The sequence below is a fragment of the Lentihominibacter hominis genome, from assembly GCF_014385065.1.
Taxonomy (GTDB): Bacteria; Bacillota; Clostridia; order Peptostreptococcales; family Anaerovoracaceae; genus Lentihominibacter; species Lentihominibacter hominis.
In genome coordinates, this window is the sequence record NZ_JACRTA010000003.1 from 227,522 (window position 1) to 244,699 (window position 17,178).

At 40.1% G+C, this 17,178-nt stretch carries 15 protein-coding genes; all 15 read left to right on the forward strand.

From position 1 onward, the window contains the following. Window positions 1-10 precede the first annotated feature (10 nt). On the forward strand, window positions 11-2,215 hold the full coding sequence (locus tag H8692_RS09090) for a RelA/SpoT family protein (RefSeq protein ID WP_177270317.1): 2,205 nt from the start codon (window positions 11-13) through the stop codon (window positions 2,213-2,215). Further along, a complete protein-coding gene (gene dtd / locus H8692_RS09095; protein ID WP_187525535.1) occupies window positions 2,212-2,661 on the forward strand; it encodes a D-aminoacyl-tRNA deacylase in 450 nt (149 codons plus the stop codon). Before H8692_RS09090 ends, dtd begins: the two co-directional genes overlap by 4 nt. A gap of 14 nt (window positions 2,662-2,675) precedes the next feature. Then, window positions 2,676-3,299 (forward strand): MBL fold metallo-hydrolase, encoded by a 624-nt coding sequence (locus H8692_RS09100; protein ID WP_177270313.1) that lies wholly within the window; start codon window positions 2,676-2,678, stop codon window positions 3,297-3,299. A gap of 4 nt (window positions 3,300-3,303) precedes the next feature. Next, on the forward strand, window positions 3,304-4,647 hold the full coding sequence (hemZ, locus tag H8692_RS09105; protein ID WP_187525536.1) for a coproporphyrinogen dehydrogenase HemZ: 1,344 nt from the start codon (window positions 3,304-3,306) through the stop codon (window positions 4,645-4,647). Window positions 4,648-4,651: 4 nt separating this feature from the next. Further along, window positions 4,652-5,905 carry a histidine--tRNA ligase gene (gene hisS / locus H8692_RS09110; protein WP_187525537.1) on the forward strand — a complete coding sequence of 418 codons (1,254 nt, stop codon included), beginning with the start codon at window positions 4,652-4,654 and terminating at the stop codon, window positions 5,903-5,905. A gap of 22 nt (window positions 5,906-5,927) precedes the next feature. Further along, on the forward strand, window positions 5,928-7,700 hold the full coding sequence (gene aspS / locus H8692_RS09115; RefSeq protein ID WP_187525538.1) for an aspartate--tRNA ligase: 1,773 nt from the start codon (window positions 5,928-5,930) through the stop codon (window positions 7,698-7,700). Window positions 7,701-7,705: 5 nt separating this feature from the next. After that, on the forward strand, window positions 7,706-8,926 hold the full coding sequence (gene sstT, locus H8692_RS09120) for a serine/threonine transporter SstT (protein WP_187525539.1): 1,221 nt from the start codon (window positions 7,706-7,708) through the stop codon (window positions 8,924-8,926). A gap of 8 nt (window positions 8,927-8,934) precedes the next feature. Next, entirely contained in the window at window positions 8,935-9,543 is a 609-nt protein-coding gene (gene nadD / locus H8692_RS09125) for a nicotinate-nucleotide adenylyltransferase (protein WP_187525540.1), read from the forward strand. Further along, window positions 9,524-10,093, forward strand: a complete 570-nt coding sequence (gene yqeK / locus H8692_RS09130) for a bis(5'-nucleosyl)-tetraphosphatase (symmetrical) YqeK (RefSeq protein ID WP_187525541.1) — start codon at window positions 9,524-9,526, stop codon at window positions 10,091-10,093. The genes nadD and yqeK overlap by 20 nt, the downstream gene beginning before the upstream one ends. Then, window positions 10,090-10,434 (forward strand): ribosome silencing factor, encoded by a 345-nt coding sequence (gene rsfS, locus H8692_RS09135; RefSeq protein ID WP_177270299.1) that lies wholly within the window; start codon window positions 10,090-10,092, stop codon window positions 10,432-10,434. Before yqeK ends, rsfS begins: the two co-directional genes overlap by 4 nt. Before the next feature lie 13 nt (window positions 10,435-10,447). Then, window positions 10,448-12,916: a leucine--tRNA ligase gene (gene leuS / locus H8692_RS09140; protein ID WP_187525542.1), complete on the forward strand. Its 2,469-nt coding sequence runs from the start codon at window positions 10,448-10,450 to the stop codon at window positions 12,914-12,916. 34 nt (window positions 12,917-12,950) lie between these two features. Next, window positions 12,951-14,837, forward strand: coding sequence for a ribonuclease J (locus H8692_RS09145; protein ID WP_187525543.1), 1,887 nt, complete (start codon window positions 12,951-12,953; stop codon window positions 14,835-14,837). A 53-nt stretch (window positions 14,838-14,890) separates the two neighbouring features. Then, a complete protein-coding gene (locus H8692_RS09150) occupies window positions 14,891-15,247 on the forward strand; it encodes a YlbF/YmcA family competence regulator (protein WP_177270287.1) in 357 nt (118 codons plus the stop codon). A gap of 197 nt (window positions 15,248-15,444) precedes the next feature. After that, window positions 15,445-16,005: an elongation factor P gene (efp, locus tag H8692_RS09155; protein WP_177270285.1), complete on the forward strand. Its 561-nt coding sequence runs from the start codon at window positions 15,445-15,447 to the stop codon at window positions 16,003-16,005. Between the two features lie 110 nt (window positions 16,006-16,115). After that, entirely contained in the window at window positions 16,116-17,177 is a 1,062-nt protein-coding gene (mltG, locus tag H8692_RS09160) for an endolytic transglycosylase MltG (RefSeq protein WP_177270283.1), read from the forward strand. Window position 17,178 lies beyond the last annotated feature (1 nt).

Sequence of the window (17,178 nt, forward strand, 5' to 3'; positions counted from 1 at the left end):
CATCTATGTTATGATGAAAAGAAAAGAATTCCTAAACACTATTTTAAAATTTAATTCCAATTACGATATCGAACTGATAGGAAGAGCATATGATGTCGCTGAAGAAATGCACAGAAGTCAGCTGCGTAAATCAGGCGAACCGTATTTGATACATCCTATGGCTGTCGCCGAAATACTGGCTGATTTGGGAATGGACGAAGAAACTATTGTAGCCGGCCTTTTGCATGATGTCGTTGAGGATACTGAGTATACGGAAAAGCAGCTGGTAGCCGATTTTGGAGAAGAAGTAGGTCTGCTGGTGGATGGAGTCACGAAGCTGGGTTCACTTAAATTCCAGAGTAAAGAAGAAAGGCAGGCAGAAAACCTCAGAAAAATGTTTCTTGCCATGTCAAAGGATATAAGGGTTCTGATAATAAAACTTTCAGACAGACTCCATAATCTCAGAACGATCAATTATATGACTCATGATAAAATAATTGAAAAGTGCCGGGAAACACTTGATATATATGCGCCTCTTGCAGCAAGGCTCGGTATATATACCATGAAAATGGAGCTTGAGGATATAGCTTTGAAGTTTTTGGAACCTGAAGCCTATTATGAACTTGCAGAGCAGGTGAACGAGAGAAAAGGCGAACGGGAAAAATCTATAGAAACAGTAGTGGAAAAAATAAAAAAATCACTGGATGAAATAGATATAAAGTATGATATATATGGTCGGTCCAAACATTTTTACAGTATATATAAAAAAATGAAATACCAGCATAAGAGTATTGATGAGATTTTTGATCTTATGGCTGTGAGAGTCATTGTTGAAACAGTAAGAGATTGTTACGCTGTGTTAGGTATGGTGCATACTATGTGGACTCCTATACCGGGAAGATTTAAAGATTATATAGCTATGCCTAAACCTAATATGTATCAGTCACTTCACACTACAGTCATAAGTGAAAACGGTAAACCCTTTGAGATACAAATCCGTACTTATGAAATGCACAGAATTGCCGAATATGGTATAGCTGCTCACTGGAAATATAAAGAAGGAATCGAGTCAGATAAAGAAGAAGTTAAGCTTTCATGGCTGAGGCAGGCTCTTGAATGGCAAAAAGATGTAAAAGATCCTAAGGAATTTATGGAGTCCTTGAAGATGGATCTGTTCTCAGGGCAAGTGTTTGTTTTTACTCCTCAGGGAGATGTCATAGAGTTGCCGGCGGATTCTACTCCTCTTGATTTTGCTTTCAAGATACATTCCGATGTAGGGTGTAAATGTGTAGGAGCTAGGGTGAACGGCAAGATGGTTACTATAGACCATAAGCTTGAAAACGGTAATATTGTAGAGATAGTGACTTCTCCCAATGCCGCAGGCCCCAGCATAGATTGGCTTAAGATAGCCAAAAGCAGTTCTGCCAGAAACAAAATAAGACAATGGCTGAAAAAGGAAAGTAAAACGGACAGTATAGATAAAGGTAAAGATCTTCTTGATAAATATATAAGAAAAAAAGGACATGATCCAAGAGATCTTTTAAAGAATACCTTTCTTGTTAGGGCAGTTAGGGAGATGGGATATAAAAGCAGTGACGAGCTTTATAACCATTTGGCAAACGGCGGAACTTTGCTGACAAAGCTTAACAATCTTTTGCTTAAATACGATGCCGAAGCAAAAGAAGCAGAAGCTGAAAAAGAAAAAAGCCTTCTTGAGAACCTCAATGAAATGAGCGAGAAGACTCAGAAACGTATACAGCAGAAGAAACATAAGAAGGAAGACAATTCAGGTGTAGTAGTAGATGGCGTTAATAATCTTATGATAAGGATAGCCAGGTGCTGTAATCCTGTACCGGGAGACGATATAGTCGGATTCATAACTAAAGGCAGAGGGATTTCCGTTCACAGAAGAGACTGTGATAATCTTAAGTCTCTGTCTCCTGCCGATAAAGCAAGATTTATTGATGTGAGATGGGATAAAGATATATTGGACAAGTCTTTTGATACTGAGATAAGCCTTATTGCGAAAGACCAGAAGAGTATGCTTTCCAGCATATCTAAAATTTGTGAAGACATGGATGTTCATATATCGGGATTAAATGCAAAATCTAATAAAGATGAGACTGTCAAGATAAACTTGACTCTTTCCATAAAAAATAAGGAACAGATGGAGAAAATATGCCGTTCTCTCAAGGGAATTCCGGGGATATTAGAGGCATACAGAGCAACAACATGAGAGCAGTAATACAGAGAGTAAAAAGCAGCAAAGTCACTGTAGACGAAAAAGTGACGGGAGCCATAGGAAGAGGCCTTATGGTTCTTATTGGTGTCGAAGTCGGAGATTCAGAAAAAGACGCACAATATATTGCAGATAAAGTTACAGGACTGCGTATTTTTGAAGATGAAAACGGAAAAATGAATCTTTCTGTAAAAGAAACAAACGGAAAGATTCTTGCAGTATCCCAGTTTACGCTTTTGGGAGATGTAAGGAAAGGGAAAAGACCAAGCTTTACAAAAGCTGCGCGCCCTGAAGAGGCTCAGTCTCTTTACAGGAGAGTTATAGAAAATATAATATCGCAGGGCATAGATGTAGAGGAAGGGATATTCCAAGAGGAAATGCTGGTAGAGATTTACAATGACGGCCCTGTAACTATACTTCTTGATAGCAACAAGAAATTTTGAAAGGAGATTATAAAATGAAAATAACTTGTCTGCCCAGCGGAGCGTTGGGAGTAAACACATATCTTGCTATAGATGAAAATACAAAGAAAGGTTTTATCGTAGATCCGGGAGGATATAACCCTAAGCTTACGAAGATGGTAAAGGAAGAAGGAGCAGATATTCAATATATCATTCTTACTCACGGACATGCAGATCATATATGCGGAGTCAATGAACATTTAGATGATTTTCCGGGAGTGAAAGTGGTCGCAAACAAAAACGAAGAAAATATGTTGTCGGATGTTAACTTTAACCAGAGCGCGATGTTTGGTGTTCCTCAGACTGTAAAAGCCGACATACTGACTGATGATGGGGATGAATTGAAAGTAGGTGATCTTACACTTAAATTTATATATACTCCGGGACATACGCCCGGCGGAATGTGTGTATATATAGCATCAGAAAATGTTCTGTTCAGCGGAGATACTTTATTCTGTGAGTCTATAGGACGTACAGATTTTCCGGGAGGATCGTTTCAGGAACTGAAGGATGCCGTGCACAATAAGCTTTTCACGCTTCCGGATGAGACAGCAGTTCTTCCGGGACATATGGGAGCTACCACCATAGGACACGAGAAAGGGAATAATCCTTTTGTATAGATGTGTGCTGAGAGGTGTTCAAAACACCCATCAATATGAAGAACTTATAAAAATATTTTTGACTGCAGGAGAGTATGAGATACTAAGCGAGTCAACAGAGAATTTCGGCGCTTGTAAAGTCTTTGAGTTTAAAGGAGATAAGAATCTTCTGAAGCGTGAAATATACGAAAGCCTCCGAGAGTATACAGGTAAAAGCCCCAAATGGGGGATTCTCACAGGCATCAGGCCTGTAAAGCTTACAGGAGAGATTATGGATAGATGTGGCAGTGCTGAAGAAACGGAAGAGATATTGGCTAAAAAGTATTTAGCTCACGCTGACAAACGCTCTCTTATTATGGAAATACTGGACTATCAGCGTCAGACGGCAGGCAGACCAAAAAGAGACAGCATGAGTCTCTATGTGGGCATACCGTTTTGCCCCACAAGATGTCTGTATTGTTCCTTTACATCTAATCAGGTTGAGAAAACCGAAATTGACAGGTATCTTGAAGCACTCTTAAGGGAAATAGATTACTGCGGAGAAAGAATGCGACAGCACGGTAACAGACCGGAGTCTGTTTACATAGGCGGAGGTACTCCCACATCTTTAGATGAGTTTCAGCTTCAGAGATTGCTTGATAAGTTAAATGACGAGTTTGATACGCAGGTTCTCCGCGAATTTACTGTGGAAGCCGGACGACCGGATACCATCACGAAAGAAAAGCTGGAGATAATAAGAGATTCAGGAGTGGGACGTATAAGTATCAATCCCCAGACTATGAAAGAGGAGACTTTGAGGATAATCGGAAGAAACCATACGGTAGATGAGACTGTGAAAGCTTTTGAGATGGCTCATAAAGCAGGAATAGACTGTATCAACACCGATCTTATAGCAGGTCTTCCGGGAGAAAGCTTTGATGACTTTAAAAACAGCGTTCAAAGAATAGAGGAACTTGGTGTCGAAAATATAACTCTGCATACTCTTGCTGTCAAGAGAGCTTCGGCACTCAAGGCGATAGACGAGGAATTTAACTATAAAAACGAAGATCTGTGTGAGAGAATGCTGTCATATGCAGGAGAATACCTAAGGAGCAGAGGGTACAGACCTTATTATCTTTACAGACAAAAGCATACGTCGGGGAATACCGAGAATCTGGGATTTTGCAGAAACCATAAAATTTCGGTTTACAATATAAGAATTATGGAAGAGGCACAGTCTATTCTGGCTCTGGGAGCAGGCGGTGTAAGCAAGGTATATTTTCCTGATGAAAACAGGCTTGAAAGAGTAGCAAACGTGTCCAATTACCAGATTTACATAGACAGAATAGATGAAATGATTGAGAGGAAAGAAAAGGAATTTTGGAGGTGAACTTATGTTGACAAAAGCTCCTAAGGGAACTAAAGATATGTTGCCTGAACAGGCGTATAAATGGCATTATATAGAGAAAGCATTCGCAGATATTTGTGAAAAATACGGGTTTGAAGAAATCAGAACGCCTATGTTTGAGCATACCGAGCTTTTTCAAAGAAGTGTGGGAGATACTACTGATATCGTACAGAAAGAAATGTACAGTTTCCAGGATTATGGCAAGAGAGCCATAACTCTTAAGCCTGAGGGGACATCTCCAGTGGTAAGGGCATATGTGGAACATAAGCTTTATGCAGGCGTTCAGCCAAGCAAGTTTTATTACAATATTCCTTGTTTCAGATATGAGAAGCCTCAGTCGGGAAGGTTAAGAGAATTTCATCAGTTTGGAATAGAGACCTTTGGGACTTTCGACATGATGGCAGATGCAGAGATAATAAGTCTGGCTTATGAATTCCTCAACGAAATGGGAATAACAGATATAGAGCTGAGAATAAACAGCGTGGGATGCCCTAACTGCAGAAAGGTGCACAGAGAAGCGCTGAAAGATTTTCTTAAGCCAAAGTACGATCAGCTTTGCGATACATGTAAGGATAGATATGAGAGGAATCCTATGAGAATACTTGACTGTAAGTCGCCTGACTGTCAGGTACTTGTACAGGGAGCCCCTATGATGCTTGATTATCTGTGTGATGACTGCAGCGACGCATTTACACAGCTTAAGAATAATCTTGATGCCATGGGCATAGATTATGTGGTTGATCCTGGAATCGTAAGAGGTTTGGATTACTATACTAAAACGGCCTTTGAATTTGTTACTACAAAGATAGGAGCTCAGGGAACTGTGTGCGGCGGAGGAAGATATGATCATCTTGTTGAAGAAATCGGAGGGCCGTCTACTCCGGGAGTAGGCTTCGGTTTGGGTAAAGAAAGACTTCTGCTGACTATGGAGGCATGTAAGGCGCAGATACCAGAGCCGGAAGGCGCAGATGTATTCATCGCTTTTATGGGTGATGAAGCAAAAGCCCTCGGTCTTAAACTCATGGGACAGCTGAGACAGAAGGGTCTCAAAGTCCAGATGGATATAATGGGAAGAAACATCAAGAATCAGTTTAAATATGCCAACAGGATAAATGCGCGAAAGACCGTTGTCATTGGTCAGGATGAGATAGAAAATAACAGTTTTGCCATAAAAGACATGAGTACTTCACAGCAGGTGACGGTTTCCGTGGAAAACATCATAGATGAATTGTTGAAATAATTTAGGAGCAGGAGATAAGACAATGAGTATATATAAAAGAAGTCATATGTGCGGAGACTTGAGAGAAGCCAACGTAGGGCAAGAAGTAGTCCTCAATGGCTGGATACAAAAGAGACGAAATCTTGGAGGCCTTATTTTCTGTGATCTTCGTGACAAAACAGGTATTACGCAGATTGTATTCAATGATGAAATCCCGCAGGAGATTTTTGAGAAAGCGGACACTTTAAGAAGTGAATACGTAGTGGGAATTAAAGGAAAGGTAATGGAAAGGGAATCAAAAAACCCTGACCTTCCCACAGGAGATATAGAAGTATTTGCCAGCGACCTTGTAATATATTCAGCTGCCGATACTCCTCCTATCTATATAAAAGATGATGATAATGTAGATGATAACTTAAGGCTTAAATACAGATATCTTGACTTAAGAAAGAAGAAGATGCAGGATAATCTTACATTCAGACATAACCTTGCAAAGTTGACGAGAGATTATTTTGCGGAAAACGGCTTTACTGAAGTGGAGACTCCTGTATTGATAAAATCAACTCCTGAAGGGGCAAGGGATTATCTTGTTCCCAGCAGAGTAAATCAAGGGCGTTTTTATGCGCTTCCTCAGTCACCGCAGATGTTCAAGCAGCTTTTGATGGTGGGCGGAACCGACAGATACATGCAGATAGTGAAATGTTTCAGAGATGAGGATCTTCGTGCTGACAGACAGCCTGAATTTACACAGATCGACCTTGAGATGTCTTTTGTTGATGTAGATGATGTAATAGAAATACAGGAAGGTTATTTAAAAAGAGTTTTCAAGGAAATGAAGGGCATAGACATTGAGACTCCGTTTCCGAGAATAACATATGATGAAGCCATGACGAGATACGGAAGCGATAAGCCGGACACAAGAATCGGGTTTGAGCTTCAGGATATAACAGCTCTTGTAAAAGACTGTGATTTTAAAGTCTTCACAGATGCTATAGCAGCAGGCGGCAGCGTCAGAGGCATATGTATAACAGGCGCAGCGGGCGAATATACGAGAAAAAAAATAGATAAGCTTACCGAGATGGTAAAAAGCTACAGTGCAAAGGGAATGGTATGGATGAAGGTTGCGGCAGACGGCGTATCCTCATCTGTCAACAAGTTTTTTTCACCGGAGCAGCTTAAGGAAATCGCAGACAGCATGGGAGCAGCAGACGGCGACCTTATTCTCATAGTTTCGGATAAAAATAAAGTGGTATTTGACAGTTTGGGATTTTTAAGAAGACATATTGCAGGAGAACTTGGTCTTCTTGATGATGAGCAGTACAATCTGCTGTGGGTTGTGGATTTTCCTCTTCTCGAGTATGATGAGGAAGAAGATTCGTATCATGCAATGCATCATCCGTTCACATCACCTAAGGAAGAGGATGCAGAGCTTCTCAAGACTGATCCTACAAAGGTAAAGGCCAACGCCTACGATATCGTTCTCAACGGTGTTGAACTTGGCGGAGGCAGTATAAGAATACATCAGCAGGACATGCAGGAGGATATGTTCAGAGCTCTTAATATGACTCAGGAAGAAATAGATGAAAAATTCGGTTTTCTTGTTGAAGCTTTTAAATACGGTACGCCTCCTCACGGCGGCTTGGCTTACGGCCTTGACAGACTGGTAATGCTCCTTACAGGAGAAAAATCCATAAGAGAAGTAATAGCATTTCCTAAAAATCAGAACGCTCAGTGTATGGTGAGTGAAGCGCCGGGAGTCGTTGAGGATAAACAGCTGAATGAATTAGGTATAAAAATCATTACAGAAGTGGAGTAACATAAATGAACTTATTGCAGAAGTGGACGGATACAAGTCTTATCTTAAGGATCATAGCAGGTCTGATTTTGGGCGTAGCTTTGGGTATCACTGTTCCCAGCGCTGTCGGGATCAGTATGCTGGGGGATCTCTTTGTAGGAGCTCTTAAAGCTATTGCTCCGCTGCTTGTGTTTTTCCTTGTAATGCACTCCCTCGCAAATAAACAGGATACTGCACAAAGTAATATGAAGACGGTAATTATACTGTATCTTGTAAGTACTTTTTTGGCTGCTCTTACTGCGGTAGCAGCAGGATTTCTTTTTCCTTCTGATATAGTTCTTGTTCAGGGGGCAGAGGATGCTGCGGTTCCCGGAGGAATAGCAGAGGTTCTCAAATCTCTGCTGATGAATGTGGTGGACAATCCTGTCAGCTCTCTGATCAACGCAAATTACATAGGTGTGCTGGCATGGGCGCTTATACTGGGGTTTGCTTTCAGAAAGGCCGGGGATAATACAGTGAAGGTTTTGGGAGATGTATCCGATGCTTGTTCTTCTGCTATAAGATGGATAATAAACTTTGCTCCTCTTGGTATTTTGGGACTGGTGTTTGCTACTGTTTCTGAAACAGGAATAAAATCGCTTATGGATTATGGACACCTGATTCTTGTATTGGTAGGATGTATGCTGTTTGTGGCATTTATCGTGAATCCTGCCATCGTATTTGTAAACATAAGACAGAATCCTTATCCGCTTGTTTTTAAGTGTATAAAAGATAGTGGTATAATGGCGTTTTTTACGAGAAGCTCAGCTGCCAATATCCCGGTCAATATGTCTCTTTGTGAGTCTCTTGGCCTGGATGAAAAACAATATTCAGTTTCAATACCTCTGGGAGCCACTATAAATATGGCCGGTGGTGCAGTTACTATAACTACTTTGACTTTGGCAGCAGCAAATACCTTGGAAATTCAAGTGGATTTCCCCACAGCGTTGCTGCTGAGCATAATCGCATCCATATCGGCATGCGGGGCGTCAGGCGTCGCAGGAGGATCGCTTTTGCTTATACCTCTGGCTTGCAGTCTTTTCGGCATATCCAGCGATATAGCTATGCAGGTTGTAGGCGTGGGATTCATAATAGGCGTTATTCAGGATTCTTGTGAGACGGCGGTTAATTCATCGTCAGATGCTCTGTTTACAGCTACTGCTGAATTCAGAAAATGGAAAAAAGAAGGACGGAAGATTAAGTGGTAAGATCCGGCGTGAAAAGAATAGGTATAATGGGAGGGACTTTTGATCCGATACATTTAGGGCATATAAATCTGGCTATGGACGCTAAGAAGCAGGTGGGGTTGGATAAGGTAATACTTGTTCCGGCAAAGCTTCAGCCCTTTAAGCTTGACAGAAAAACAGCTTCGGCAGAAGATCGTTTGAATATGATAGAGTGTGCCATAGAAGATGTGGAAGGTCTTGATGTATCATCTTTAGAGCTTGATTCGGAAAGCATATCGTATACGTATCTGACCATCAGAGCCATGAGAGATATTTACGGAGAAAAGGCCGGACTGTATTTTATAACAGGAACAGATTCGTTTTTGAAGATTGAAAGCTGGAAAAATTCAGAAGAGCTTCTCAGAGGCTGCTCATATATTATAGGCACAAGACCGGGATATAAACAGAAGGAACTGGAATCCTGTATAGAGAGAATACGCCGTGACTATAATACAGAAGTGAGAAACATTAAAAATACTCAGCTTGATATCTCATCTACCGAAATACGTAAAAGACTTAAAAACGGTAAACAATGCAGAGAACTGATTCCATATGAGGTAGAGAAGTATATTAAAGCAAATGGATTGTATAAAGAATGAAATAATAAAATATATAGAACTAAATTTAACACAAAAACGGCTCAGGCATACTTATTCTGTGGCATCAGAAGCTGTAAAACTGGCTGAAAGATACGGATGCGACACGAAAAAGGCAGAGCTTGCTGCGTTTTGTCATGATATGTTTCGAAGTAAGCCGGCCGGGGATCTGGATATGTATGTGAAAGAATTGGGCTTGCCGCAGAAACTGCTGGAAAATGTCAATCTGTCGCACGGTAAAGTGGCTGCGGAGATGATGAAACGAAGGTATCATATTGATGATAAAGATATGATAAACGCAGTGGCTTTTCATACTACAGGACGAAAAGGCATGTCTGTATTGGAAAAAATAATTTTTTTAGCAGATGCCATAGAGCCGGGAAGAAATTATCCGGGTGTTGAAGAAATGAGAAAAACTGCGTATACCGATCTGGATAAAGCTTGCATTATGTCTCTTGAAAGAACTGTGCAGTATGTGAGAGACAGAGGAGAATACCTTGATCCTGATACGGAAGATGCGTTAAATGATTTAAAGGAGAAACAGAATTTATGATTGAATCTAAAGAATTAGCATTGAAGATTGCAAGGCTTCTGAAAGAAAAAAAAGCTATAGATGTGACAGTGATAGATATTTCACCTAAAGCATCGTTTGCTGATTATTTTGTTATGTCCTCGGCCGGAAGCGAAAGGCAGATGAGTGCTCTTGTTGATTATATTGAGGATATGCTGGAGCCACAGGGTGTATTCCCTAAGAGCGTTGAAGGAAAGCGCAGCTCGGGCTGGATACTTATGGACTACGGTGATGTAGTCATCAATGTCATGACTGTTGCCACGAGAGAAAAATATAACATTGAACGAATATGGGGAGATTGTGATAATCTTGAAATAGACTAATTGGAGGTAGAAAATGATAGATAAATATAATTTCAGCGAGATCGAAAAAAAATGGCAGACAAAATGGGAAAAGGAAAATACTTTCAAGGTCGTTGAAGACAAGGACAGGGAAAAGTATTACGTTTTGGAAATGTTCCCTTATCCGTCAGGAAAACTGCATATGGGACACGTTAGAAATTATTCCATCGGCGATGTTTTAGCGAGATTTAAGAAAATGAAAGGCTATAATGTTCTGCATCCTATGGGCTGGGATTCTTTCGGCCTTCCTGCCGAGAATGCTGCTATAAAGAATAACGTAGAGCCAAGTGTATGGACGTGGAACAATATAGATGAAATGAGAAAGCAGCTGAAAGAACTTGGCCTTTCTTATGACTGGGGACGTGAGGTGGCTACGTGTCATCCTGATTATTACAAGTGGATGCAGTGGATATTCATTCAGTTTTATAAAAAAGGTCTGGCATATAAAAAAGAAAATCCTGTGAACTGGTGTCCAAGCTGTCAGACTGTTCTTGCCAATGAGCAGGTAGTGGATGGCAAATGTGAACGATGTGGCTCAGTTGTAGGAAAGAAAGAACTTTCACAGTGGTATTTCAAAATAACAGATTACGCTGAAAGGCTTCTTGATAATCTTGATGATCTTCCGGGATGGCCCAATAAAGTTAAACTTATGCAGAAGAACTGGATCGGAAAGAGCACGGGAGCTGAAGTAACATTCGAAATAGATGGATATGACAAGGGGCTGGATATATTTACTACAAGACCGGATACTCTTTATGGAGTAACATATATGGTTCTTGCGCCTGAACATCCTTTCCTTAAAGATCTCGTTGCAGGTAGTCAGTATGAAGACGCTGTGATGGCATATATAGATAAAGTACAGCATATGAGCGATATAGAGAGAACCTCAACAACTAAGGAAAAGACGGGAGAATTTACAGGAAGATACTGTATCAATCCGCTTACCGGAAAGAAAGTTCCTATTTTTATCTCTGACTATGTACTCATGGATTACGGAACCGGAGCCATTATGGCTGTACCGTCTCATGATCAAAGGGACTTTGATTTTGCAAAAGCTTTTGATTTAGAGATAATTCCCGTAGTTGATCCCGAAAATGATGAAATAGATCTCAATGATCTTAAAGAAGCTTTTGAAGCAGAAGGTAAGCTTATCAATTCCGGGAAGTTTGACGGAATGAACAATAAAGAGGCTATCGTAAAGATTACCGATTATCTGCAAGAACAGGGAATAGGAAAAAAGACTATAAATTATAAGCTCAGAGACTGGCTTATATCCAGGCAGAGATATTGGGGAACTCCTATTCCTATGATTCACTGTGACAGCTGCGGATGGGTACCTGAAAAAGAAGAAAATCTTCCTGTAATGCTCCCTACGGATGTTGAGTTTACAGGAAAAGGCGAATCCCCTCTTGCAACAAGCAAGACTTTCCGTGATACAGTTTGTCCTGTATGTGGAAAGCCTGCAAAGAGGGAGCTTGACACTATGGATACTTTCCTGGATTCATCATGGTATTTTCTCAGATATTGTGATGCCAGAAATATGCAGGAAGCCTTCAGCAAGGAAAAAACAGATTACTGGATGAGTGTGGATCAATATATAGGCGGTGTAGAACATGCCATACTGCATTTAATGTATGCAAGATTTTTCCAGATGGCTCTTTATGATTTGGGATATGTAAGCCAAGAAGAACCATTTAAAAATCTTTTGACTCAAGGAATGGTAATAAAAGATGGCGCCAAAATGAGCAAATCCATCGGAAATGTTGTGAGTCCGGCAGAAATAATTGAAAAATACGGAGCCGATACGGCGAGACTTTTCATACTCTTTGCAGCGCCTCCTGAACGTGAGCTCGACTGGTCGGACAAGGGTGTAGAGGGAAGCTTTAGATTCATCAACAGAGTGTACAGAATGGTCTATGAGTTTTCCGAAAAGTATGCAGATATTCCTGATAATTATGAGATTTTAAGCGAAGCTGACAAGAGTATGGCATATTGGATGAATTATGCCATCAAAAAGGTATCAGATGATATCGGCGAAAGGTTTAATTTTAATACAGCCATAAGCACCATAATGGAAATGGTAAATGAAATGTACAGATATAAAGAGGGCACAGTAAACGAGGGTCTCTTTGCAGCAGCTGTAAAAAATCTTATAATCATGATGGCTCCGTTTGTTCCTCACGTTGCCGAGGAAATGTGGGAACATCTTGGGTACGGCGGTTCTGTACATGAGCAGCAGTGGCCTGAATATGATGAAAAAGCCCTTGTCAAAGATACCGTTGAAATCGTAGTACAGATAAACGGTAAGATAAAAGAAAAAATAAATATAGCAGGTGATTCATCCAAAGAAGAAATGGAAAAAATTGCTGTAGAAAACGATAATATAAAAGCTTTGACGGAAGGTAAAAATATTGTAAAAATAATAGCCGTTCCCAATAAGCTGATAAATATCGTTGTGAAATAGAGACCCGTTAGTTTCTACAGCGGGAAAGGAAATTATGAACGAACAAAAAATAAATACGTCCGCGAAAGCGCATAAGTCTGCTGCTTCCGGAAACAGAAAAACAAACAGCAGCAGGGCAGGAGGCCGAAGCAGAGGTACGAAAAATAATAATACTGCAGGCGGTAAAAGGACGCAGACGGCAGTTTCCAATGAAAAGAATATGGGAAAAAAGATTGCTCCCCGTAAAAAGCAGCCGTCCGGAAATAAGAACAAAAGAGCAATCAACGAACCTAAAGTCAAAATTATTCCGTTGGGAGGCCTAGGTGAAATAGGAAAGAATATGACCGCTGTCGAATACGAGAACGAGATTTTAATAATCGACTGTGGACTTTCTTTTCCTGATGATGATATGTTTGGTATAGATAAGGTTATTCCGGATTTTTCTTATCTTGAAGAAAACAGCAAAAAAATAAAAGGTTTGGTTATAACCCACGGTCATGAGGATCATATAGGAGGAATCCCATATCTTTTAAAAGAACTTAATGTCCCGATTTACGGAATGAGATTTCCTTTGGGACTGATCGAAAATAAGCTTAAGGAACACCGACTGAGAGCAGTGATGCATACTATCGAAGCCGGGGAAATTTTTAAAGTCGGACGACATTTCAAAATAGAGGCTTTGAGGATAACCCATTCTATAGCTGATTCTATCTGCATGTCCATAGCAACACCTGCCGGACGGATTTTTCACACGGGAGATTTTAAGATAGATTATACACCTGTAGACGGCAATCCCATAGATTTTGCCAGACTGGCACAGATAGGCTCTGAAGGAGTGCTGCTGATGATGGCAGACAGTACTAATGTCTTAAGACGCGGATATACAGCATCCGAACGTGTAGTTGGAAGAACTCTGGAAAATATTTTCAGACGGTCTGACAAGAGGATAATAATAGCTACGTTTTCATCAAATGTACACAGAATCCAGAAGATAATAGATCTGGCAGTTTTATGTAAGAGAAAAGTGGCAATCTCGGGAAGAAGTATGGTCAATGTTGTTGATCTTGCAAAAGAGCTTGGATATATAAAAATTCCGGCTAATGTATTAGTTGATCTTAATAAAACGAAGAATATACCGGATAAGGAACTGGTGGTAATAACCACGGGAAGTCAGGGAGAGCCTATGTCGGCTCTTGCAAGAATGGCTTCATCAGATCATAAAGCGATAAGTATAAAACCGGGAGATATGGTAATACTATCGTCTTCTCCTGTACCGGGCAATGAGCTTACCGTATCAAACGTAGTAAATCAGCTGGTGGAAAAAGGTGCAGAGGTAATATATTCAGATATAGCCGATACTCACGTTTCAGGTCATGCCTGTCAGGAAGAACTGAAGCTGATGCACTCCCTTATACGTCCTAAGTTTTTTATGCCTGTTCATGGAGAATACAGACATCTGAAGACACATGCCGAACTGGCTCATTTATTGGGAATGCCCATGGAAAATATCTTCATTCTGCAAAACGGCGACTGTTTGACAGTTTCTCAAAGTAAAGCTTTTATAACAAAAAAAGTTGCTGAAGCAGAAGGCATAATGGTAGATGGTTTAGGGGTAGGAGATGTAGGCAACATCGTTTTAAGAGACAGAAGATTGCTTTCTGAATCAGGTCTTATAATTTTGGTTGCAGCTATAGACAGAAAGGCCAATACAATAGTATCAGGACCGGATATAATCTCAAGGGGTTTTGTATATGTGCGTGAGAATGAAGATCTTATAGATGACGCCTGCAGCCTTGCCGAGAAAATACTTGAAGATTGTATGAGTAAAAACATGAAGGACTGGAATGGAATGAAAACAGCAGTAAGAGAGGGACTCAGAAAATATATATATAATAAAACAAAGAGAAGCCCGGTAATACTGCCTATATTTCTTGAGGTATAGAGGGGCTACCCCTGCAAACTAAGTGAATGGCGGAAATTTGAAAGGAGATTAAGATGAATGTATACGATCAGGCGCACGGTCTGGCTGCAGCAATAAAGGCATCAGAAGAATTTAAACAATATGAACAGCATAAGAAAGTTATCGAGGCGAACCCTCAGCTTAATGATTCTATAAAAGACCTTATGAAAAAACAGATGGAAATGCAGGCTGCCCAGATGATGGGGCAGGAAGTGAATTCAGAAGCTTTTCAGCAGATACAGCAGCTTTCTGCCATATTAATGCAAGATCCTGCAGCAGCACAGTATCTTCAGTGTCAGATGAGATTTTCAATGATGATGGCAGATGTTTATAAGATAATAGGAGAAGCTGCAGATCTTGGTATGGATCCTTTTGGAGGTTCAGCTCAGTAAAATTTGAGGTATTGGCAACTATCATATAATTTGGTATAATAAGTGTCGTGATCCTAACGGCTTTGCCGAAGCACGAGCAGTATTTAAGAAAAACAAGGTCAGTCCGTTTGATTTTGCCAACGGACAGACTTTGGCGATATTAAGGAAATATCGATACAGATATTTCACGTATAATAAAAAGAGAGGTCAATAGATTTATGATTTACGCAGGTGATTTTAGAAAAGGTATTACATTTGAGATCGATGGAGATCCGCATATCGTAATTGATTTCCAGCATGTTAAGCCGGGTAAGGGTGCAGCTTTCGTCAGAACTAAGCATAAGAATATATTGACAGGAGCCATAAAGGAAGAATCTTTCAATCCTGACGCTAAGTTTCCTAAAGCTCATATAGAGACGAAAACCATGCAGTACTTATATAATGACGGAGAGCTTTATTATTTCATGGATCAAGAGACTTATGATCAGATCCCTCTTACTTATGATCAGGTTGAAGATGCCATGAAATATCTGAGAGAAAATGATGAGGCCACTATCAAGTTTTATAAAGGAAATGCATTCTTAGTGGAAGCTCCTAACTTTGTGGATTTGAAAGTAATTGAAACAGAACCGGGAGTTAAAGGAGATACGGCCACTAATGTGACTAAAGCAGCAACTGTAGAGACCGGCGCGGTGATCCAGGTACCTATCTTCATTGAAGAGGGTGAAGTGATTCAGATTGATACGAGATCAGGAGAATATCTGGGAAGATCAAAATAAATCATGTTATATGAAAAAGGGGCGCATATACGTCCCTTTTTGTAAACCAATAAAAACGATATTTCCTACATAACAATAAATACGGACAAGATCCGGAAATGAGGTATCAAATGTCGAAACCTAAAGGCAGTAAGATAAAGTGGATATTGATAATTTTAGCTATAGCAGTAGTTCTTATAACAGGAGGCTCGATAGCTTACCTTACAGGAATAGGCGCTGTAGATTCGGAAAATAAGGAGACTGTAACAGTAAATATACCATCCGGAAGCGGGGCTTCATCTATAGTAGAGATACTTGATGAAAGTGGCCTTGTAAAAAACAAAACTTTTGCGAAAATACATGCCAGAATAGGCGGCTATGATACATTGCAGGCAAACAGTTATTTGTTTAATAAATCCATGACTTTACCTGAAATGATGGATGCTATAAATACAGGTGATTTTGAATATATTTCAAAAGACAAAATAATAGTCAGAGAAGGTCTTACCATTCCTGAAGTAGCAGCAGCTATAGCCGAAGAGATGCCTTTTTCTTCAGAAGAGCTGATCGCTAAGTGGGCGGATAAGAATTATCTAAAAGAATTGATAGATAAATATTGGTTCCTCACAGATTCTATACTGAGTGATGATATAATGTATCCACTTGAAGGATATTTATATCCCGAGACGTATTTTATAACAGAAGAAAATCCTACAATGGAATCAGTGACGGAAATTATGCTTGATATGATGGATTCAGCTTTATCTTCTAGAAAAAGTCAGATAGAGTCAAGTGGTTTTACGGTACATGAAGTTCTTGCCTTATCGTCTGTCGTTGAAAGAGAGGCCAGCAATGTTAAGGAAGAAATGCCGAAAGTGGCAGGTGTGTTTATAAACCGCATGAATAAGGGAATGAATTTGGGAAGTGATGTAACAGTCTGCTATGCCAACGGGAAAACGTCATTGGAATTGACTCAATCAGAGCTTAATATAGATTCAAAATACAATACTCGAAAATATGCAGGTCTTCCGGTTGGCCCGATATGTGCGGTAAACGGTGATGCTATGGACAGTGTTCTTGATTATGAAAAATCAGATTATCTGTTTTTCTTTGCAACCCAGGATGGAACTATTATTTATTCAAAAACAAATGAGGAACATGACAAAGTCGTAAAAGAAAACAAATGGTATTGAT